Genomic DNA, 22,092 nt, shown 5'->3' with positions numbered 1-22,092 from the left:
GAGGGCGGATGCAAAATGCTCCCGCGCAGCCGCGGGCCGTCTCCTGCACAACAAGGCTGCCCGTTTTATTTGCAGCAAACGAAACGCACCCCCCGGCCGCAGCCGGGGGGCGTTCCAGCTTTATTATTTGCCGCCTTTGAGGGCCTTCATCCGGTCGGCGTGGCTCAGGATCCGCTTACGCAGCCGCAGATTTTCCGGGGTGACCTCCAGCAGCTCGTCATCCGCCAGGAACTCCAGGCACTGCTCCAGGCTCATCTGGCGGGGAGGCGTCAGCCGCAGGGCCTCGTCGGAGCCGGAGGCGCGCATATTGGTCAGCTGCTTCTTTTTGCAGATATTGACGCTGATGTCCTCCTGCTTGGGCGTCTCGCCCACCACCATGCCGGCGTACACCGGCACGCCGGCGCCGATGAACAGCACTCCACGCTCCTGGGCGTTATACAGGCCGTACGTCACGCTCTCGCCGGTCTCGAACGAGACCAGGGAGCCGGAATTGCGGCGCTGGATCTCCCCCTTCACTGGGGCATAGGAGTCAAAGACGCTGGCCATGATACCCTCGCCCTTGGTATCGGTCAGAAATTCGTTGCGATAGCCGAACAACCCTCGGGCGGGAACCAGAAATTCCAGCTTCATACGCTCCCCTACAGGAGTCATTTCCACCAGATCGCCTTTCCGGGAGCCGATCTTCTCAATAACAGAGCCCACCGCGTCGGCCGGCACGTCCACCACCAGGCGCTCGATGGGCTCGCACTTCTTCCCGTCGATCTCCTGGTACAGCACACGAGGGGGCGAGACCTGGAACTCGTAGCCCTCACGGCGCATGGTCTCGATGAGGATGGACAGGGACATCTCGCCCCGTCCCGCCACGTTGAAGGAATCGGTGGAGTCGGTCTCGCTGACCCGCAGGGACACATCCTTCATGGTCTCCCGGAACAGGCGCTCCCGCAGCTGGCGGGAGGTGACGAACTTTCCCTCCCGCCCGGCGAAGGGGGAGTCATTGACCGAGAAGGTCATCTCGATGGTGGGTGCGGAGATCTTCACAAATTCAATGGGCTCCACCGCCTCAGGGGCACAGATGGTGTCGCCGATGGTCACCTCCCCGATTCCGCTCATGGCAATGATGTTGCCGGCGGTGGCCTCGCTCACCGGTACCCGGCCCAGGCCGTCGAACTGGTAGAGGGAGACTGCCTTGGCCTTTTTGGCCGGCGCGTCCGCACTGTGATAGTTGCACACGGCAATGTCCTGGTTCTGCTTGATGGCGCCCCGCTCGATACGCCCGATGGCGATGCGCCCCACAAACTCATTGTAGTCAATGGAGGAGACCAGCATCTGGAAGGGCGCGTCCACATCAGCCTCGGGGGCGGGGATATAATCCAGGATAGTCTCGAACAGCGGCACCAGGTCGGTACCCGCCGCCTCGGGGGAGTAGGAGGCGGTGCCTTGGCGGCCGGAGCAGAACAGCATGGGGGAATCCAGCTGCTCGTCGGTGGCATCCAGATCCAGCAGCAGTTCCAGCACCTCGTCCACCACCTCGTGGATCCGCTGGTCGGGCCGGTCGATCTTATTGACCACCACGATCACCCGGTGGCCCAGCTCCAACGCCTTGGAGAGCACAAAACGGGTCTGGGGCATGGGGCCCTCGGCAGCGTCCACCAGCAGAATGACGCCGTTGACCATCTTGAGGATGCGCTCTACCTCGCCGCCAAAGTCGGCATGGCCCGGCGTATCCACGATATTGATCTTCACATCCTTATAATGGACGGCGGTGTTCTTGGCCAGAATGGTGATGCCGCGCTCACGCTCCAGATCGTTGGAGTCCATGACCCGTTCTACCGTGGCCTGATTTTCCCGGTAAATGCCGCCCTGCTTGAGCATCTCGTCCACCAGGGTGGTCTTGCCGTGGTCGACGTGGGCGATGATGGCTACATTTCTCAGCTTGGTATCCTGCAAAGTGGTGCACCTCAAATCCTATTTTCAAACAATATCGTTGTAAACTCGACCCTGTATTATACCGTAACCGGCCCAAAAACGCAATGTGTTTTTCAAATTTTTTCGCTGCCGGATCATTTCATACCGTTGACAGGGCTACCCACTTTGGGTTACAATAAGCAGGCGCCGGCGCATCCCCTCCGCCGGGCGGGGCGGCTGCATCGTCCAAAGGCCCGCAGTTTTGTGGCGCCCGTTTTATTCGCCGCCCCGGGAAAGCGGACTTTTTTCGGCGCCGGGCGGGATCTCCAAAACGTTCCGCCCCCCGGTTCCCCGGTGTGGCAGACGTCCCTTTTCCACCCTTATACGCGCCAGTAGCTCAGCTGGGCAGAGCACCGCCCTCCTAACATTTGGCGATCTCTCGTCCACCGGAGTTGCACAATTGAATATTTTTGCATATGCCCCTGTAGCTCAGTTGTATAGAGCGACCGCCTCCTAAAAATCGAATCGTTCGAATCCTGGAGCCCTGTAAAATTGAATAATTTCTGTATAAGCCCCCGTAGCTCAGTTGGATAGAGCGGTCGCCTCCTAAAAATCGAATCGTTCGAATCCTGCAGCCCTGCAAAATTGAATATTTTCTGTATAAGCCCCCGTAGCTCAGTTGGATAGAGCGGTCGCCTCCTAAAAATCGAATCGTTCGAATCCTGGAGCCCTGTAAAATTGAATATTTTCTGTATATGCCCCCGTAGCTCAGTTGGATAGAGCGGTCGCCTCCTAAGCGACAGGCCACTGGTTCGAACCCAGCCGGGGGTGCCAAAATGAACGATCCTACCCAATTCGAACAAGTTGATGAGACTTGCGGATCGGGTAGGGTCGTTTTGCACCTCAAAAGCCTTGGTATGACAGTGTTTTTTGAAGACATTATACCAAAGCGAATATGAGACGCTCAAATTCAAACCTCTTCAAATCGAAGCAGAAAACGTAAAAACCAGGCGATTCGAACACAGATGTCTCATTTGTCGTTCTTGCTGAAGTTTTCTTCCATCTGGCATGGTGTTAGATTTTTCAATGTTCGATGCGGTCGTTTGGTATTGTAAAACTCAATATAGGAGGCAACACTGGCTTGAAATGCTCTATCGGAAGGATGTTCTCTTCGATAGAGTTCTTCTTTTTTCAGCGATGCGAAGAATGATTCTGCGACCGCATTGTCATGTGGCTTGCCGGGTTGCGAAAAAGACTGCTCCGTATTGTGTTCATGCAGGAGCTGTTGGAAACGATGTGAGGTGTATTGCGCTCCTCGGTCGCTATGAAAAATAAGACCAGACGGTGGTTGGCGTTCCTCATATGCCATTTTGAATGTTGCGGTGATAAGTTGCGTACTATTCCTTTTTGAAATCTTATATGCGATTACTTTACGGGAGAAGAGATCAATGATCACGCAGACATAAAAATAGTGATCTCCGAGTTTAAAACAGCTAACATCGCTGACCCACCTCTGATTTGGCTGAGTGGCAGTAAATTGCTGTTGTAGGAGGTTCTTCTTTCGCTCCGGCTCACGCAATTTCAGATATTCCTTTTTCGCTGTTGTCCGAACACTGCTCAAGCCCATCTCACGCATGAGCCGTGAGACATATTCCGCACTGATTTGATGCCCACGCTGAATGAGAATCGTCCGAATTTTCTCCCCGCCCAACACCTGATGATATTCATCAAACACATCTCGAATCACTTGGCAATACTCTTGTCGGCGCTTCTCAAACCAGGCATTTTCACGCTTGTTTCGTAACATATGGTTGTAAAATGTACCACGGTCGACATCCAGAGCTTCGCATATTGTATGGATCTCATATTTTCCATAAAACGGCTCCAAAGCATGAAGCCGTTCCCTCAATGGTGCGGATACCAAACAATCAGCAGACTTTAGAATCGTGATGATATTTTGTAATTTTTCAACTTTACGCTGGAGTAATGTATATTCTTGATAGGAAAATTTCAATGGCTTTCCAGCACTGTCCGTAGGAAAAGATTTGAGCCACCGATATAAGGTGCTGCGCGGGATAGCGAGTTCATTGGAAAGAGTGGCAATGCTTTCCCCTTGCTGGCAGCGTGCGACAATGGATAACTTTTCTTTGTTTGAATATTTCATAGCAATATCCTCCTTTGTTATTAGGTCAGGATACCACGGAAAATAAGGCGAGGAAACTCGCAAGACTTCGCTGCTAATGTGATGCGCGAGATTAGCACCGATGTAAAAAGGTCGCTATAAGCAAGGACATAGCTTCGGCAAGAAGTTTCTCCGATGCGTCGACGGTTGAAGCCTCTAAACGGATACTATCACCGGACAATTCAAAATTGCAGAAGGTAAAAATGCTGTGGATACGATAAGCCGGTAGCAACATAATTTACTGGATTGACTACTGGTACAAATAGAGTGTCTATGCTGGTTGAGAGACTGAACATCGCCTCCCCTGTTTGTCAATAGGAATCACGAAAACTAACACTGGTTCTTCGGGCGCTAGCGCGAGAACATGATCGTGGCGAAAAAGTCCACCTTGCTATACACGCAGATTACCCGACTGAAGTGGCAAATCGAGACACACTGGCTGAGTGTTGGGCGTGCCTCCATTTCTTATTTACTGGATACAGTGGACAAATTATGGAAACAGCAGTACAATAAAAGGCATTAATAAGGTGAATGTATGGCACAAATCCAGCTTTGATATACGCAAATACTGGTTATCTTAATGCCTAATGCACTAAAGGAAGTGAGGAAATACCATGCCGAAATTTTTGAAGAACAATACAATTGTGTTGTTAGATGGTGGTGTTGAGTCTTATTTAATGGCACTTTATGGTATGGCTATGCCAACACTTAGAAACCTTCGTAAACCTGAAACTAAACAGGCTCCAATAGTCGGCCTTTATGGTGCTGCTGCAGAACTTCTGGTAAAAGCGTGTTTAGTTCAGGCAAAAGGTGTAGAGGCAATGTATAAGGATGGAAATATAGCATCTGGCGTATATCGATTTGGCAGTGAGGTCATTGAAGATATGCGCCGCTACATAAAAAACGAAGATAGTTGCATTTCCTATATTTGGGGAAATCCTGATGACCACGCGGAGCAAAGAACGAAGATTCTCCATTGCCTTGGGAAATTTAAACTACACCAAGAATTACGTGCTAATGGTCTGCATGCAGGACTCGGTTGTTCACGTGATATAGCAATTGCCGTGGCCTCGGATATATTTGATTTTATTCAATTGCTATCTCAGAGCAAAAAATTAAAGCCATACCTAAAAAATCTTCCAGCGCCTGAAGCGGCAATTCGGGATAGAGAGGTAATTATAGAAGATCTTACCCGAAGGTTTCGTTCTGCAAAAGACAATGCAGCAAAAGTAAATTTGTTGCGCGGAATGTATATTGTCCTACCGTATATCCCAGAAATAAAGCCAGATTGGGTTGATTCATTTGATCGAATTGCTGTCTCACCACCAACAGAAGGGGATCTGTCATATTTAGCAAAAACATTGACAGATGCGCATAGCATATATTTACTTAAAAACCGCGGTGGCAAAGACGGGGTACCTGTTCGGATTGAGCCTCATAACCCAGAAGCACTGCCAATAGCCATACAAAATATTAAGCGCACGCTAAGCACGACCCCGGATAAATTTAATAATGACATTTTGACAGCCAATACTCGTCTTGATGAAAATAGATTGGATTTACCAATTGACGAATTTTTAGTAGATTTGTACGCTTTAGGACTAGATTCTGCAGGTGTCTTAACCGCTGAAAATCGGAAATTGACCGCCCAACAAGCGTGGCCATTTGTTGCCGCCGCATATAGCACAAACGGTACTCCTCGCCCCTGCTGGTTTATTATCAGTCAGTGTGATGAAATTGATCAATTGATTGCATACATGCAAAGAGCAGCGATATGTGGGAACGGATTTTTAAAAAGAAGAATTCCAGAGTTAATTGCTTCATTGCAGGCATACAAGAATCATACAACAGTATGTTTCACTACCGCAAAAGATACTGCATTTAAAGATTTACCAGTAAGCAAAACAAAAATTGAAAATATGTCAGGGGAACAGAAAAAACCATTTACTCCAGTATTTTTAAGGAAGTATTTACCCAGTGATTGTGTAAGCGCTATGATTCAGGACTTTGTAACGGGCGCAAAAAATGCTGGAAATACATTGTCTGCACTTCTAGAGTTAGAGACACTAAGTGAGAACGATAGAAAGATTGCGTTAACTCTTCTTCCTCTTTGCTTTGACGGAAACAATAAAAATGGTCTGATTTCCGTACTTCGAACGAAACATTTAAAAAACTATATTTCTACTGCCAGAAAGATGATGTTTGTTGCAGATTTTATTGAATATGGCCCGGATTTTTGAGCATTTCAAGTATACTTATAAAAAAGTCTCGCATTAACAATAGTTTTAAATCCTGTTCCATGCTTCACTTTTAGTAATGCTGACAAAGCCCATATTTCTCCATTTTGGGTGTCCATTTTAGTGATGATTAACCCGACTTCTACAGATATGCATATGTTAACATCAGGAACTGATGAATACGTCAAGAAAAAATTCATCGAAATTACAAATTATAGTAAAATGATGGCACTTATTTTAATTGGGAGCCTGCTGCTCATTTGATATACTCGATGCAAATAAATCTCCACTGCGCCAAGGTTTTCGCTGTAAAGTAAAACACCCATACAACATATAAACGGCAACGCTCATATAAGGTGCATCTTTTTCGTCAACACGCTCCAAAAATGACCGCTGTGATCCGTTTTTTGATGGTTTACAGCGGTTTTTGTTATTATTTCCTCGGAGCGTTCTTTCCGCTCCACCGGAACGATTTTATACATTTTCCGCTGTATGCCTGCTAATTGGCTTCGAACTATTTTTCCGGCCTTGCTAATAAAAAACGCCGATTTGCTAATACGATTTTCCCGCCCTATTTTTCGGATGGGGCCGACGCCAGCAATGCGGCCAATGTGTTGGCCAGTTCCGGCGACTTGCGAAGCTGTTCCACCAGGGCCTCCAAATCCAATGTGGCGGGCACCGGTTCCTTTGGTTCCTCCGGGGGACGAACCGAACGCAGGTCAGGATTGGCATAGAAGGCGCTCTCAAACTTCTGGGCGTTGATCTTGTGGTCCTCGTCCAGAATGTGCGCATACACGCTGGTGATCATGTCGATCTGGGCGTGTCCGGTATCGCCCTGGGTGGCCTTCAGGTCGCCGTGGTTGAGCTTCAGCTTATAGGTGGTACTGGAATGGCGTAGGGAGTGAAAGACCACTTTGGGTAGCCCTGCCTTCTCCCGCAGCTTTTCGAACGACTTCAGGATGATACGGTCCTCACAGGGGCGGCCATTGGCCAGCGCCACCACCAGATCGTAGTCCTGATACTCGTCGCGGAGCAGCGCCCGCAGCTCGTCTTGCGCGGATTTCCATTCTCGCAGGATATAAGCCAGAGTCTTGGGCAACCACACCTTGCGGATACTGGAATCAGTCTTGGGCTTCTTCAAAATGATCCTGGTGCTGGTGTTGGGAAACAGAGGCGTGAACACATGGTAGATGTCTTTTTGCCCCAGCATCTCAATGGCTCGCTTAGAGGCCCGCGCCAGCTCCTTGTCGATGTAGACATAGGCGTTGTCGTCAGCGATTTCTTCATCGGAGATGTGGACATTGCTCCAGGTCAGTCCTAGAATCTCACCCATGCGCAGCGAACAGGCAAAGGCCAGGTTCATTGCCACATAGAGTTTGCTGTCCGTACACTGGTCCAGGGCGGTGCGGATCATATCGGCGGTCCAGATGTCCCGCTTCTTGTATTCCACTTTGGGCAACACCACATTATCAAAGGGGTTCTTGGCAACCAGCTCCCACCGAACCGCCTGCTTGAAGGCACAGCGGAGAAGTTTGATGATCTTCTCGATGGTAGCGTTGGTCACGAACTCCGTTTTGGCGTGGTGCGTCCTGGTGTTCACCGCAGGGGTTTTCTGCAAGGTCTGGATGTACTTGTCCACCACCCGCGTGGTGATGTCCTGCACCTTCATATCCCCGATGATGGGGTTGATGTAGTTGGCAATCAGCGAGTTTTGGCTGTCGTACATGGACACACCCCACCGTTTTTCACCATAGAGGGAGACGAAGTCCGACAGGAACTCCGTAATATTCTGATTGGTGGGCGGAAGAAAGGAGTTGGAGCTTTTCTGGCTCTCGATCTCTGCCTTGCGCTTCAATGCCTCCTGATAGGAAGTGCGGGTTTCCCACTTCTGTTTGGTCTCGCCGTTCTCGTCCACATGAGTGGAGTCGGTGGCTGCCAGCCGTCCGCTGGCCAGACCTTTCTTGATGCACTGACGCACCACTTCCTCAAACAGCCGGCGGAAAACCTTGCGGAAAGAAAGCTTGCGACGGCGCAGTTGAGAGATGGTGCTGTGGTCCGGTACCCGGTCAAACAGCTCCAGACCCAGATACCACCGCAGGGCCACATCCGTCTGAATCCGCTGCTCGATCTGCCGTTCCGATGGGATTCCGTACAGGTATCCTACCATCAGATACTTCACCAGCATCACTGGGGCGATGGACGGGCGGCCATACCTGGGGCTGTACAAATAGGCTGTTTCTTCACGCACGAAGGACAAGTCCAGCGTGGCTTCCAGTTTTCGCAGAAAGTGTCCCTCAGGGACCAAATCTTCTATCGTCACCATGTGCAGCTTCAGTTGCATTCCCATCCCCCTCTCCGCTCTTTTTTCATTATATCATATTTCCAGTGATACGCGGGCTTTGTCAACAGCCCCATGGTATCCAGAAGTTTTCTTTTCAGGGCTTTTGGGTAGTTCCTCATCGGCGTAATCTCCTCGAAATTGCTCTCAAGGCGTAGCCGCCGATTCTTTCTGTTTTGTCTAGATTGTGTCTACACGAGTTATGCCAAGATGTCCAGCCAAATGACAATGCATCTGACTTGAACAGCAGTGACAAAGGCATCAAGTGTTTTTGCATAGCGTATGGCTATGCCACGCCGCTGTTTTAACGCAAGAAAAGCGTTCTCAACCAAGTGACGCGTCCGGTACAGATATTTATCATACTCGCGTAGTTCCTTCCGATTGCGTTTCGGTGGAATAACCGGCTCCATGCCTGCATCGAGAGCATAGGAAATGATCTCATCGGTGTCATATCCCCGATCCGCCAGCAGTGCTTCTGCGTCAATGCCTTTGATCAGATGGATAGCTTCTTTACAATCTGCCCGGGTACCTTCTGTAACAATAATTTGGACTGGCATACCATGCACATCCACGGCCAGATGTATCTTGGTGTTGAGCCCCCTTTTGTCTTTGCCATGGCTTGATTACCGCCACGAGCCCCTGCTGCATGGGGATGCACTTTTACATGGCTCGCATCTATCATCAGCCATTCAAAGTCAGGCTCATCAATCAAGATTTCCAGAAGTTTCTCCCAAGTCCCTTTTCTGCGCCAGCGGATAAACCGCTGGTGTACCGTACCCCATTTCCCATAGGCGGGTGGAAGATCGCGCCAAGGCGCTCCGGTGCGTAGCACCCAAAGGACTGCATTGATGAATCTGCGATTATCCTCGGCTATTCCACCCCATTGGCCACGCTGACCAGGGAGGTAAGGCGCGATGAGTTCCCATGCTGCGTCACTGATGTCGTGCCTATGGTAGGATGCATCCATATCTTTAGCCTCCAACTGCTTCAGTTGCAACTATTATATCTCAAACTTCGCACCCTTAAAAAATACAACTTTTTAAGTAAGATAAAAACAAAAATGTGCAGGCCCAATATGTGTTAAAATGAAGTTACCACACATCACCAAACACATAAAAAGAGGGTCTGCACAATGAAGAGTATAGCATTTGATGAAGAAAATGGGAAGCAGACTTCCGCAAGGATCCAGGAATTTTTCAAGCGGTATCAGCTAAGTGAAATTCTGCGAAAAAGCAATGCCTACAAGCAGCAAGGCGTGTCCGTCATGGCCATCATGAGCTACCTGTTTTGCCTGGTATTTCGCAATCGCAGCATGTTTCTGGACATGCAATCCGGCAAGGCTCCATTTTTCGGAAAGGATGCCGTATACCGTCTCAAAAACGCCACGCACATCAACTGGATGCGCTTTACCACGCTGCTCTCTGCCAAGATCATTGGAACAACGTTGGAGCCTTTGACCAACGAAAAACGCAGGAACGCTTTTGTCATTGATGACACCGTTTTCGAGAGAAACGGCTCCAAAAAAGTTGAGCTGTTGGCGAAGGTTTACGACCATGCCCGTCACCGTTACACCCGTGGCTACCGCATGCTGACCCTTGGCTGGTCTGACGGCGTGACCTTCCTTCCGGTGAATTCCTGTCTGTTGTCTACAGAAAAACAGGAGAATCGGCTTTTTGAAGGAAAGGTTCTGAATTCTCGCAGCAACGGAGCAAAAATACGAAAATTGGCTGTGAAAAAGGGGACGGAAGTCATCTCAGATTTGATTTCCGAAGCCCAGTCTGCCGGGATTTGTGCAGACTATGTTCTCTTTGATCGCTGGTTTTCTTCCCCGAAGGTAATCCGTTCCATGCGGGAAAAGAATCTGGATGTCGTGTCTATGGTGAAGAAAAGCAGCAAGATCCACTACTCGTTTCAGGGTGAGCTGCTGTCCTGCAAGGATATCTACGCTCGGTGCAAAAAACACCGTGGCCGCTCCCGGTATTTGCTGAGCGTCCCCATTGAAATTTGCGGTGGAGAGCCGGAGGATGCGCCTATTCCAGCCAAGTTGCTATTTGTCCGAAACCGCAGCAACCGGAAAGACTATCTGGTGCTGATTTCTACCGATACTACGTTGACAGAGTACGAGACCATCCAGCTATACGGCAAGCGCTAGGACATTGAGGTTTTCTTCAAAACCAGCAAATCTGTGCTGCGTCTGACCGGCGAGTGCCGCTCTCTTTCTTACGATGCAATGTGCGCCCAGTGCGCCATTGTGTTTGCCCGATATATATTCCTGGCGGTTGGTATCCGGGAGAACCAGGATCTTCGTTCTGCCGGACCATTGTTTTGCCTGGTAGCAGACGAATTGGCGGACATATCGTTTACGGAGGCTTTGGAGAAATTGCAACTTTTTCTGGGAGAATTGCTGCAGGGGTTTAATCCCTTGCAGCAGGGTATTTGTGCCCTCATCGTGAAGTTCTTGGCTGATTTGCCTGCTGATATTGCGGAATTTCTCGATTTGGACAGCCTAAAGGCTGATTTTGACGCTCAAACAGGGTGCGAAGTTTGAGTATTATATCATTTGTTTCGTGTAGACGCCACCTAGGTGATATTATTCAAACGGACTTTCGGATGTGTGAGCAGAAGGCCATGACCTCGCTGAAACAAAGGAAAGGTGCATTGCTTATAAAGCGATGCACCTTTCCTTTTGTGGCAAATGAACCTTTACAGCACAACCGATTAATACAAGCCGTTGTCATTGATGGGCAACTCAAACATTGCCCACAGGGACGTGGGGTATCCTCTGTCCCTGTGGGTATCTGCTTGGGTGGTGTCCCCGGGCAGACTTCCGGGTCTTACAGAAATCCAGGAGTTTTACTTGCACTTAGCAGATGGCCAATCAGCCTTTGACATCCTGATTGGCCAGGGCCTCCCGCTCCAGCTTGGGGCAACCGAACTTCTTGGCCATCAGGCTGGTGACAATGGGGCAGAGAATGGCGGTGACAATGACGGCAGTAGCCACGGCTGCGGTGGCGGACTCCACCTGGTAGGCTAGGTTGGGAGATGCCTCTGCGATAATAGCGGGAACGGCCACGGCATTGCCAGCGGTAGTGCAGATGGCGGCGCCGGCGTAGCCAGGACGACGCAGAATCAGCTTATCGGCAGTGATGGTGAAGATACCGGTGAGAACCACTACCAGTACACCCAGGACGATACCGATGGCGCCGCCGGTAACGATGTTGCGCAGGTTCAGGCCGGTCCCCAGGCAGAACGCCAAGAAGGGCAGGGTAAACATGATGCCGGGTTGCAGGAATTTCCGGATGTCCTTGTCCAGATTTCCCAAGATGATGCCTACGATTAGGGGTACCACAGAGGCCAGTAAGGACTTCCAATCGAAGCTGGTTACACCGGCCAGACCCAGCCCCAGCAGGGTAAGAAAGGGGCCGTCATTGATACCTAGCAGGGACTGGGCACCCAGGTCGTTTTCATCCCCAAAGTTCGTCATCAGGCCCAGGTACATACCCCCGTTGCTGTTGGTGACGGCGGCCAGGAGCATTAGAGGGGTAATCCCCAGCACGCCGGCGGGGCCCCAAATCATGTTGGCGATGACGGTGGGCACGAAGCCGGCCAGGAACTTGGCGATTAGCAACACTGCACCCCGCTTGAGGGGCTCGCCCACCCGGGTGACGGTAATCTGAGAGCCCACGCACATCAGGCTGGCTCCGATAAAAGCAGAGGCTCCGGATTTGAATGTGGCGGTGGTCATGCCACCCAGATCCAGAAACTGAGGAAATACCAGATTAACGATAGCGCCCAAGAATAGAGGGACAACCATCAGACCACCGGGGACCTTTTGTATGGTTTTCAGGATTTTCATAGCTTGCTCTCCTCTCTAAAGTCCTTTGCAGACAGTATAAATTTTCAGGGAACTTAGCAGTAACTGCCCATTTGATCGATGGCCATGTCGGAGATGCCGTTGATCTCCGCCTTGACCAGCTCGCCGTCGCACACACGGCAGATATACTTCAGCAACTCATCCCCTAGAGCTTCCACCGTCTTCTCACCGGTGATGCTGGCGCTACTGTCGAAGTCGATGATGTCCTCCAGCCACTGGGCGGTATGTCCATTTCCGGTGGCCTTGAGGACGGGGGCGATGGCACTGCCAACGGGGGTACCCAGGCCGGTGGTGAACACTACCAACTGGGCCCCGCCGGCAATAAGGGACATGGTGGATGCCACGTCGTAGGCGGTGCCGTCCATGAATACTAAGCCCTTCTTGTCCACCATCTGCCCGTAGCTGTAAACCGCCTGGAAGGGCCTGGTACCGCTCTTGTGGACGCACCCGATGGACTTTTCTTCCAAGGTGGTGAGACCACCAGCCTTATTACCGGGGGAGGGGTTTACATTGCGGATATCCTCGCCGGCTTCCAGGTGGCGGCGTTCATTGGCCAGCACGGCGTCATAGAGCTGCTGCCCCACCTGGGGGGTACAGCCCCGGCGTTTGAGGATATTCTCTGCCCCGATGGCCTCCGGCGTCTCGCATAGGATGGTGGTGCCCCCCAGATCTACCAGGCGGTCGGAGGTATTGCCCAGCACCACGTTGATGGAAAAGCCAGAGGTGGGGTCGGAGCCACCGCACTCCAGGCCCACGATGAGTTCGCTTATATCGCAACTCTCCCGCCGGCAGGCCCGGGCCTCCTGCTGGAGTTGCGCCACCAGTTCCAGGCCATGGGCCACCGTGCGCCCCAGGCCTCCCTCCTTCTGGATGCTGATATAGCGGACGGGTTTATCGGTCTTTTTCCGGATGGCCTCCATGTACCGGGCCTCCTGGATGCTTTCACAGCCCAGCCCCACAATGAGGGCCCCGTACACATTGCCGTTGGCGATGAGGCCAGACAGGATCTCCAGGGTCATGGCGGTGTCCCTAGCATCTTGAGCACAGCCGTTGGGATTATAGAGATAGGTGGCCCCGCTCTTCTCACAGATCTTCCTGGCTGCTCCAGCCGAGCATATGCAGCCCGGCATGACCACCACGTGGTTGCGGATGCCTACGTGGCCATCCGTGCGGCGATATCCCATAAAATGCATGCCGATCCCCTCCCCCCCTCAGAGTGTACTACTCAGATTCTGCGTGTGGACGTGTTCCCCACGGCCGATGGGCCGGGTGGCGTGGCCGATATGCTCGCCATACTTGATGACGGAGCTTCCCTCCGCCAGATCCCGCAGGGCCGCCTTGTGGTAGAGGGGTACGTCGGTGGCGGCGGCAAGGGAAAATGTCTCACCCTCCCGCTGATAGCAGATCTCTCCGCCGGCGGGTACAGCCTGGGTAACGGTAACCACATCGTCGTTTGACGCCATAAGAACCGCATTGATCAAGATGTCTCTCTCCTTTCCAATCTTTCCATTTCCATGCAATCAAATGTTAGGCGCCGGGATATACAGGGCTCGATCTCCTCTGCAAAGCTACGGTGGAGCGGATGCTCCAGGTAGGCCTCCAGCGCCTCGTGCCCCTCCAATGTCATACGTACCAGCAGGTCTGCGTTGGTATCCCGGGGAATGCAGTTCCGGCTGACCTGGACATCTTCGATCCCCGCCAGTGCTTTACCGATGCCGGTAAAAACTTCGACGGCCATGGAAAAGACCTCGTCGGAAAAAAAGCCTGGTTTAAATTTCAACAGCAGATAGTGGATCATCGGGCCTCCTCGTTTTCTTGGCAGCGATGGGGAATTGCTTGAGATGCGCGTCTCGTTTTTTATAAAAGCAAACTGCATGCCAACAGTGACAAAGGCGGACTGCGGCGTGCAAACGCTTCCGGCGCAACGGGTCGGTCCGAGTCCCGCCGGGGTCGGGAAACAACGCCGTGGAAGCGTTGTTTCAATTATGAAATTTTAGATTTCATTTTCAAAACAGCTGTGGTAAAATGGAAAGCGGGGAGGGAACGCATGCAATGGATCAGAGATCAGATAAGCAATTTCTTGTCGTAGCCCCGGACGGTGTGGACAATATGGTGTCCTTTCGGGCACTACAGCCCTACATTTATAAATTTATCCGGTCCAGCCCGTGTCCCGAATTGCTCCGGCAAGTACGGGAGGCGCTCCAGGAAACCGATATTTATGGGATCCTCACGCGGGGCAGCCTGGCGCAATATCTTTATGTCAATCGTATCCCGGTCCCGATCTTTGAATTAAATTACGGGCTGTACGCCATCTTGACCCTATTGAAGGAATGCGTAGCGGATGGGTACCGCAAGATCTGTATTTTTGAGATCGGCTCCTACACGCCCGGACAGGAGCAGCAGGAGCAGCGGGCTCAGCTGTTCCTGGGGGATTACGAATTAAGCTTTTACCGGTTCTATGACCGCGCTTCGGTGGAGCAGGAAATCCGTCAGCTCTGGGGGCAGGGAAAGCTGGATCTTGTGATCGGAGACGTGGAGCCGATCATGATTGCAAAACGTCTTGGATTGCCCAGCCGGAACTTTGTGATCGATGAACGTTCCTATCGCAATACGATCGAAGAAGCACGCTATATGACGGAAATGACGCTGAAAGAGCGGGCGCAGGATCGTTTCATCTCCGTTATCACAAATATTATCGCAGAGGCTGTCATTATAGCGGATGAGACCGGAAAAATCAAAAGCTGCAACCTTCAGGCCGAGCGTCTTCTGCTAAAACGCGAACCCTGCAATCAGGTACAGGAACTGTTCGGCATGGAACTGCCCCTGCTGCTGGAACTCCCGGCCAACCAGCTGGCGGATATTCGCGGCAAACGTTATGTAGTCAGCGTCATCCCCCGGGTGGTGGGCGAAGAGCGCATGTACGCCTTTGTCCTCAGCAATGCCAACGACGTAGAAAAGATGGAGTTGTCAATCCGCAGGCAGAACCGGGAGCGGGGGTTAACGGCAAAGACCTTTTTTCAAGACATCGTCTGCCGTGATCCGGTATCCATACAGCTTGTAGAAATGGCCAAGCGCTATGCGAAGAGCAACGGCACGATTCTTCTAAGGGGCGAGACCGGCACTGGAAAAGAAGTCATCGCCTCCAGTATTCATAATGAAAGCCTGCGGGCCGACGGCCCTTTCCTTGCAATCAATTGCGCGACTTTTAATGAAAACCTGATAGAAAGTGAACTGTTCGGCTACGAAAAGGGCGCCTTTACCGGTGCGCTCCCCGGCGGGAAGCAGGGCCTGTTCGAACTGGCCCATCATGGAAGCCTTTTTCTGGACGAGGTGGGGGAGCTTCCGCTTTCTCTTCAGGCTAAATTGCTTCGCGTACTGCAGGAAAAAGAAGTCATGCGGGTGGGCGGAAGCCGGATTATCCCTGTGGACGTGCGGATCATTGCGGCTACCAACCGGGATCTGCTCGAGATGGTCCAGCAAAAGAAGTTTCGCGAGGATCTCTACTATCGTTTAGCGCTGTTGGAGCTGGACATTCCCCCCCTGCGCAGACGCAGGGAAGACATCGTTCCGCTGTTTACCAGCTTTTTGGCGGAAGTTTCCGAGCAGGAGAAACGGGCCGTGTTTTGGGACGACATGTCCGTTTTTGAGCCGATCCTGGATTACGATTGGCCGGGAAATATCCGGGAACTACGGAATTTTGCCGAACGCGTGGTGCTGCTGTGCAGGGATTATCGATTGGATCGTGCGTTTTTAGCCCGGATGATGCAGCAAAAGGGGCATTCGGATCTGCATGCGCAATATACCGCGCCGCTTACAGACGACCTCAAGGCGCTGGAACGCCATTACATCGCCTTCCTCTTGGAGCGCTTTGGCGGGGACAAGGACAAGCTATGCTCCTACCTTCACATCAGCAGATCGACCCTTTGGCGCAAGTTGGATCAGCCATACCGTTCGTAACCGGGCCCGGATCTCATAGCTTCCCTTCGTTCCAAATCGGAACGGAGAAACGCAAGCGGCCTTTTTCGTATATCATACGAATCGGCCGGCACACAGTTAGAAACGACAAAAGCGATGGCCATCCGAGCGGTTTTCCGGACAGTCATCGCTTTTGGAATAAAAAGGGAACCAAATCATCCCCCGCCCCCGGCCGAGGCGCCCTTAGGCCGAGGAGGCTCGTTCGCATCCGTGCTTGCTTGAACGGCGAACCGGGTCAGACCTTCCCGGCGGCCTTCAACCCGGCCAGCACCCGGCCCGGCGTCAAGGGAAACTCATGGAAGCGGACGCCGGTGGCATCCTCCACCGCGTTGCCAATGGCGGCCAGCGTGGGATTTACGCCGCACTCTCCGATGCCGATGATACCAAACACGCCGGAGGGGTCCGGGTTTTCCACCAGGATCGACTCGATCTCGGGGCGGTCGTCAGCGGTGGGAAGCATATAGCTGTGAAAGCCCTTGTTATAAAACCCCTTCCCTTCCACATAGGTCATCTCCTCGCGGACTGCATAGCCCACGCCCTGGAGCACGCCCCCCTCAATCTGCCCCTTGCACAGGCGGGGATTTACGGCCCTGCCCACGTCGTGGGCAGCGGCCACCTTGAGCACCTTGACCATGCCGGTCTCCAGGTCCACCTCCACCTCTGCGGCCTGGGCGTAGAAGGGCAGGCAGTTGGGCGGCACCTTGCAGGAGGAGGCCATGAACTGCTTGCCCTCCAGGTGGGCGGCGGAAGCCATCTCCGCCAGGGTGGACACGGGCTTGCCGCCGCTGGTAATTATGCCGTCGTCCAGCTCTAGGCTCCCGGGGTCCAGGTCCAGGTGCCGGCCCACCCAGGTGAAGATATCCCGGCGCAGCTCCTTGGCCGCGTCGGCCATGACGTAGCTGACGGTGTAGAGCGTCCGGGTGGCATGGCTGCCGATGTCGAAGGCGGCGGCGTCCGTGTCGCCAAACTTCATGACCGCATTCTGGAAAGGGACCCCGATGAGGTCGCTGGCCACCTGGAGGCACGCGGTGGTGGAACCGGGGCCGATCTCCGGAATGGCGCTGTTCACGAAGAGGGTGCCGTCCCGCTCGATGCGGAGGAGCACCGTATTATAGTCCACACAGAACGGAGCCGCGTTGCTCACGTGCGTACCGGCGGAGATCCCCACCCCCCTGCGGACCGGACCGGTCTGCTGAGCGGCCCGGCCGTGCTTTTCGTTCCACTGGATAGCGGCGGCCGCCCGATCCAGGCACTCGTTGGTGCCGCAGGAGCCCGGCGGGAATGGGAACCAGTTTCGGGTGTCCTCGCGGGTGGAGTTTTTCTTGCGCAGCTCGATGGAGTCCATCCCCAGCCTCTGGGCCATGAGCTCGATGGCGGGCTCCACCACGGCGTTTCCCTGGGGGGAGCCGAAGCCGCGCATGGCGCCGGCCGTCATCTGGTTGGTATAGACCGGCCAGCCGGTGTAGCGGAAGTTGGGAATCACGTAGGCGCCCGCCGTACCGCAGGCACCGCAGACGCCCACCAAGTCGGTGCCAAAGGTGGCGTAAGCGCCGGTGTTCAGCCACGCCCGTGTGTCCAGCGCCACAAAGGCGCCGTCCTTTCGGGCGCCCAGGCGGCACTCCAGATAGCCGCCGTGGCGGGAATCGGAGCAGGTAAAGTCTTCCTCGCGGGTGTAGATCAGCTTGACCGGACGGCCGCACTTCATCGACAGCGCCGCCGCCAGGATCTCGGCCTTGCCGGACAGGCCGATCCGCACGCCAAAGCCGCCGCCCACATAAGGGGGGTTGCGTACCGTGACCTTGCTGACGGGCAGGTCCAGGGCTTCGGCGAGGATCATTTTGGTGGGATAAGGGGCCTGGGTGGTGGAGATCACGTCCAGTCTGCCGTCGGGACAATAGGAAGCCACGGCGCCGTGGGTCTCCATCTGCGCCTGCTTGACCCGGGGCAGCTTCACCCGATACTCCACCACCTCGTCGCAGTGCTTGAACGCCTCGTCGGGATCGCCGCCAAAGGTGAGGATGACCGGACCGCCGCAGATGTTGTTGTATTCCGGATTGGCAAACCGGGGCTGGACCTGAGGGGCGTCGGGCTTGACGGCCTCCAGAGGGTCGTAGACGGCAGGCAGCTGCTGCCACTCGACCCGGATGAGCTTTACCGCCTGGGCGGCGATCTCCTCCGTATCCGCGGCCACGCCGGCCACTTCGTCGCCGATGTACTTGGGTTCGCCGGTAAAGATGGTCTGATCCAGCACCGGCTTATGGGGCAGCGGAGTGATGAACATGGGGGCCGCGCCGTTCCACAGCTTGGCGGTGGTATTTTCAAAGGTGCACACCGCGCGCACGCCGGGCAGGGCCTCGGCCGCGCTGGTGTCGATGGAGAGGACCTTCGCATGGGCGTAGGGGCTGCGGAGGATCTTGCCATGGAGCATCCGGGGCAGATGTACGTCAAACGTAAACACGCCCCGGCCGGTCACCTTGTCAAAACCGTCGTTGCGGGGGATGTCTTTTCCCACGTATCTCACGCTCAACCCTCTCCCCTCCTCATGCGGTCGGCAGCGGCTTCTACCGCCTGTTCGATGTTTACATAGCCGGTGCAGCGGCAGACGTTTCCGCCCAAGGCCTCGCGGATCTCCGCCTTCGAGGGGGCCGGGTTGGCGTCCAGCAGAGCCTTGGAGGACATGATCATGCCCGGGGTGCAGAATCCGCACTGGACCGCGCCCTTGTTCACAAACTCCTCCTGAAGGGGGTGGAGCCTGCCGCCCCGCTCCAGGCCTTCGATGGTCTCGACGCAGGCGCCCTCGGCCCGCAGAACGGGGATAATGCAGGAAGTGACCGCCTTGCCGTCCAGGATAACGGTGCAGGCGCCGCACTCGCCCTTTCCGCAGCCGATCTTGGTGCCGGTGAGATACATCTTTTCCCGCAGGAATTCCGCCAGCGAGAGGGCGGGGTCCACCTCCGCTGTGATCGGTTCGCCGTTGATCGTCGTATGCAACTGAGCCATACTGTCGTCACCTCTCCTTCTCTGTCACGAAAGCTGCGCACGGCAAGCTTCCAGCGTACGGCGGATGATTACGGGCAGGGCCTCCAGCCGGTACTCCCGGCTGCCGCGCAGCGGATTGCTTCTGGGGTTTGCGTTCTCCAGAGCCAGCTCACCCGTGCGGGCCATGACCGCTTCCGTCAGTTCGCGGCCCTTCAGATACGCCTCGGCTGCCGCGGCCCGGACGGGGCCCACCCCCACGGGCGCCATGGCAATGCGGGCCCAGGTCACCGTTTTGCCCTCACAGTGCACCATGGCCGCGCAGTTGAGCATGGGCAGGGAGAGGGACTTGCGCAGCTCCAGCCGGTAGAAGGCCGCCGCCTCGCCCTTTTGGGGCAGCGGGATGGAGATGCGCTTTACGAGCTGGCGGCTGTGGTCCACCCTGCTCTTGGCAAAGCCCGCGTACATCTCGCCCATAGTGAGCTCCGCCTCGCCGCCGGCGGAGCAGACGGTGAAGACCGGATCCAGGGGCGCCAACGCCATGGCGCCGTCACCGGCGGGCTGGGCGCTCACCACATTGCCCGCCAGCGTGGCGGAGTTCCGGATCTGCAGCGATCCCACGCAGCCGCAGCCCTGCGCCAGGGACGGGAAATATCGCTTGACCAGGGGCGAGCGGGCGATCTGCGTCAGGGTGGCCGCCCCGCCGATCACCAGGCGCTCTCCGTCTGCGGAGATCCCGGCCATATCGGCTGCCTTGGTTACGTCGATAAAGCACTCCGGGCAGATCTTTCCCTCTTTGAATTCCACCATCAGATCCGTGCCTCCCGCCATGATCACGCCCTTGCCCCCGGCCCGGGTCAGCAGCTCTACGGCCTCCCCGGATGACGATGCGCTGACATATTGCATTACCGCGTCTCCCCTTTCTAAACCGTTCGGTATTGTTTCCCTTATCTAAGCACAATCCCATCCCGCCGTCAATCCAGGCAAATTGTCTCATTTCTCAGGGGACGTTTTTCCCTTTCCCGTTTTATTTTTGATAGAATTATTCAATTTTTTTGAAAAAAAGCCGTTTGGCGTCTCTTTGTCCGCGCTTTTATTGATAAATATTAAACCACACAGTCTGGTTAATTTGCACAAAAATTATATGGTTAAATTATTCACAAAGTCAATTTTCGTTGTATGAATTGAAGGATAACGCCTTTCCTTCTCCGGCCGCCCGGCCGAATCCGGCTTTTTGTGCTATAATAATGCCTGCTGGACCGACCGCTTTGCGGTCCGTCCAGCAGGCAGCTGCCGTGCAATTGCTGCAACGCGTATTTCCGGCGGGCGCAAACCCTCCCCGCCGAAATCCGTATTACAATAAAATACCATCACCGTGAGGAGGGCATAGATATGGAGCAGCGCTGTCAGGTCGTCCTGTTCAGCAGCGCGGGAAAGAAGTGCTTTGGGCCGGGGCCGGCGGAGCTTTTGGAGCGGGTGGAGCGGTCCGGCTCTCTCCATCAGGCCGCCAAACAGATGTACCTCTCCTACTCCAAGGCCTTCAAACTGATCCGTGCGGCGGAAGAGGGCCTTGGCTTTTCCCTGATGGAAACCCGGATCGGCGGCGCCAGGGGCGGCGGGAGCATCCTCACCCCGGAGGCCCGGCGGGCGCTGGCCCAGTACCGCGCCTACGAGGCCGCCGTCCATGCCGCCGCCGAGGAGCTCTTCCCCCGCTTTTTCCCCGGGAACCACAGCCCTGCCGCCGATTCCCCGCCGTCCTGATCCGCCGGGGCAGGCCGCCCCAGGGGCGGTATCGGCGTGCCCCCCTCCGCGCCGGGGGACGGGCGGAGCAAGCGTGCGGCGCCGCTCAGGGGTAGGACGATCCGCCGCCCCGGAAGCTGGAGAGGTATTCCTCCACCGACCGGGTCATCTCCCGGGAAAAGCCGGAGTCATACTTCCGGTCACAGAAGGCCCGCAGCCAGTCGGCATAGGGCCGCTCCTCCGCTTTCCAGGCCAGCATCTGCCGAAGCTCCCCGGTGTCCATCCGGCGGTAGCCGTTTTCATGGACGATGTGCTTCAGCCCGCACCGTCCGGGCTTGGGCCGCGCCTTCTGCTGCTGCGTGGGACGCCCCAGCACCAGCATGACCGCCGGGAACACATAGTCCGGCAGGGCCAGCAGGGTGCGATGGATCCGGCACTGCTCCATGATGTCTCCGATGTAGCAGGAACCGATCCCCAGGCTCTCGGCGGCGGTGACCGCGTTTTGGGCGGCCACGGCGCAGTCGGTGACCGCCAGCATCAGATCCCCCGCGCCGGGCCTGCGGGGCGCGCAGCCCGCGGCACGGTAGGCGTCGTACCACTTCTGGCAGTCGGCGCAGAAGATAAGCACCACCGGCGCCCCGGCGATGAAGGGCTGATGATCACAGGTCTCCGCCAGGCGGTCCTTCAGGGCCGGGTCGGTGATATCCAGAATAGTGTACAGCTGCTGGTTTCCTGCCGTGGGGGCCGCACAGGCCGCCTCCAGGATGGCGCGCTTCTCCTGCGGCGTGACCGGCTCTCCGGAAAAGGCCCGCACCGATTTGCGGGCATGGAGCCCCGCCAGGATTTCATTCATATTACCTCACCT

17 protein-coding genes and 1 tRNA gene are annotated in these 22,092 nt (G+C 54.8%); 6 read left to right on the top strand and 12 right to left on the bottom strand.

What is annotated here, in order from left to right; translation table 11 throughout:
* Positions 1-123 precede the first annotated feature (123 nt).
* Complete coding sequence (typA, locus tag H8S57_RS03360; RefSeq protein WP_186906667.1) at positions 124-1,947, bottom strand: translational GTPase TypA; 1,824 nt, start codon at positions 1,945-1,947, stop codon at positions 124-126.
* A 715-nt stretch (positions 1,948-2,662) separates the two neighbouring features.
* Between typA and H8S57_RS03355 the strand changes: the two genes are divergently transcribed.
* A tRNA-Arg gene (locus H8S57_RS03355) sits at positions 2,663-2,739 on the top strand.
* Positions 2,740-2,935: 196 nt separating this feature from the next.
* Here the strand turns inward: H8S57_RS03355 and H8S57_RS03350 are convergent.
* Positions 2,936-4,069, bottom strand: a complete 1,134-nt coding sequence (locus H8S57_RS03350) for an IS3 family transposase (protein ID WP_024722898.1) — start codon at positions 4,067-4,069, stop codon at positions 2,936-2,938.
* Between the two features lie 632 nt (positions 4,070-4,701).
* Between H8S57_RS03350 and H8S57_RS03345 the strand changes: the two genes are divergently transcribed.
* Positions 4,702-6,327, top strand: coding sequence for a hypothetical protein (locus H8S57_RS03345; RefSeq protein ID WP_131970287.1), 1,626 nt, complete (start codon positions 4,702-4,704; stop codon positions 6,325-6,327).
* Between the two features lie 568 nt (positions 6,328-6,895).
* Here H8S57_RS03345 and H8S57_RS03335 read toward each other — a convergent pair.
* Positions 6,896-8,665: a transposase gene (locus H8S57_RS03335; RefSeq protein ID WP_186906665.1), complete on the bottom strand. Its 1,770-nt coding sequence runs from the start codon at positions 8,663-8,665 to the stop codon at positions 6,896-6,898.
* 197 nt (positions 8,666-8,862) lie between these two features.
* Positions 8,863-9,629, bottom strand: a protein-coding gene (locus H8S57_RS03330; RefSeq protein WP_186906664.1) for an IS5 family transposase whose coding sequence is annotated in 2 segments (ribosomal slippage) — positions 8,863-9,269 and positions 9,269-9,629 — 768 coding nt in all. Because the reading frame shifts where the segments join, the coding sequence is not laid out codon by codon here.
* A 165-nt stretch (positions 9,630-9,794) separates the two neighbouring features.
* On the opposite strand from H8S57_RS03330, the gene H8S57_RS17065 reads away from it, so the two are divergent.
* The gene (locus H8S57_RS17065; RefSeq protein WP_207723692.1) at positions 9,795-10,814 is read left to right on the top strand and encodes an IS4 family transposase; all 1,020 of its coding nucleotides are present in this window, start codon (positions 9,795-9,797) and stop codon (positions 10,812-10,814) included.
* Between the two features lie 33 nt (positions 10,815-10,847).
* Positions 10,848-11,210, top strand: a complete 363-nt coding sequence (locus H8S57_RS17060) for a hypothetical protein (RefSeq protein ID WP_207723691.1) — start codon at positions 10,848-10,850, stop codon at positions 11,208-11,210.
* A 330-nt stretch (positions 11,211-11,540) separates the two neighbouring features.
* Here the strand turns inward: H8S57_RS17060 and H8S57_RS03320 are convergent, their stop codons facing one another.
* From H8S57_RS03320 to H8S57_RS03305, 4 genes are read right to left on the bottom strand one after another with little or no spacing between them, the layout of a single operon-like run.
* The gene (locus H8S57_RS03320; RefSeq protein WP_186906663.1) at positions 11,541-12,518 is read right to left on the bottom strand and encodes a 2-keto-3-deoxygluconate permease; all 978 of its coding nucleotides are present in this window, start codon (positions 12,516-12,518) and stop codon (positions 11,541-11,543) included.
* A 53-nt stretch (positions 12,519-12,571) separates the two neighbouring features.
* Positions 12,572-13,729: a UxaA family hydrolase gene (locus tag H8S57_RS03315; RefSeq protein WP_186906662.1), complete on the bottom strand. Its 1,158-nt coding sequence runs from the start codon at positions 13,727-13,729 to the stop codon at positions 12,572-12,574.
* 18 nt (positions 13,730-13,747) lie between these two features.
* Positions 13,748-13,999, bottom strand: coding sequence for a UxaA family hydrolase (locus H8S57_RS03310; protein WP_207723690.1), 252 nt, complete (start codon positions 13,997-13,999; stop codon positions 13,748-13,750).
* Between the two features lie 14 nt (positions 14,000-14,013).
* Positions 14,014-14,334, bottom strand: a complete 321-nt coding sequence (locus H8S57_RS03305; RefSeq protein ID WP_186906660.1) for a Dabb family protein — start codon at positions 14,332-14,334, stop codon at positions 14,014-14,016.
* Positions 14,335-14,561: 227 nt separating this feature from the next.
* On the opposite strand from H8S57_RS03305, the gene H8S57_RS03300 reads away from it, so the two are divergent.
* Entirely contained in the window at positions 14,562-16,493 is a 1,932-nt protein-coding gene (locus H8S57_RS03300) for a sigma 54-interacting transcriptional regulator (protein WP_186906659.1), read from the top strand.
* Between the two features lie 253 nt (positions 16,494-16,746).
* On the opposite strand, the gene H8S57_RS03295 is transcribed toward H8S57_RS03300, so the two are convergent.
* The 3 genes from H8S57_RS03295 to H8S57_RS03285 are packed head-to-tail and all read right to left on the bottom strand — an operon-like array spanning position 16,747 to position 20,393.
* On the bottom strand, positions 16,747-19,032 hold the full coding sequence (locus H8S57_RS03295) for a xanthine dehydrogenase family protein molybdopterin-binding subunit (RefSeq protein WP_352408204.1): 2,286 nt from the start codon (positions 19,030-19,032) through the stop codon (positions 16,747-16,749).
* 2 nt (positions 19,033-19,034) lie between these two features.
* Positions 19,035-19,511 (bottom strand): (2Fe-2S)-binding protein, encoded by a 477-nt coding sequence (locus H8S57_RS03290; RefSeq protein ID WP_186906657.1) that lies wholly within the window; start codon positions 19,509-19,511, stop codon positions 19,035-19,037.
* Between the two features lie 24 nt (positions 19,512-19,535).
* A complete protein-coding gene (locus H8S57_RS03285; RefSeq protein ID WP_186906656.1) occupies positions 19,536-20,393 on the bottom strand; it encodes an FAD binding domain-containing protein in 858 nt (285 codons plus the stop codon).
* A 486-nt stretch (positions 20,394-20,879) separates the two neighbouring features.
* Between H8S57_RS03285 and H8S57_RS03280 the strand changes: the two genes are divergently transcribed.
* A complete protein-coding gene (locus tag H8S57_RS03280; protein WP_186906655.1) occupies positions 20,880-21,248 on the top strand; it encodes a winged helix-turn-helix domain-containing protein in 369 nt (122 codons plus the stop codon).
* 85 nt (positions 21,249-21,333) lie between these two features.
* Here H8S57_RS03280 and H8S57_RS03275 read toward each other — a convergent pair whose 3' ends face one another.
* On the bottom strand, positions 21,334-22,080 hold the full coding sequence (locus H8S57_RS03275) for a nitroreductase family protein (protein ID WP_186906654.1): 747 nt from the start codon (positions 22,078-22,080) through the stop codon (positions 21,334-21,336).
* Positions 22,081-22,092 lie beyond the last annotated feature (12 nt).

The organism is Lawsonibacter hominis (assembly GCF_014287895.1).
In the GTDB taxonomy this organism is placed as follows: domain Bacteria; phylum Bacillota; class Clostridia; order Oscillospirales; family Oscillospiraceae; genus Lawsonibacter_A; species Lawsonibacter_A hominis.
Note: the sequence above shows the minus strand (reverse complement) of the source record. Positions and strands in the feature narration are given on the sequence as shown.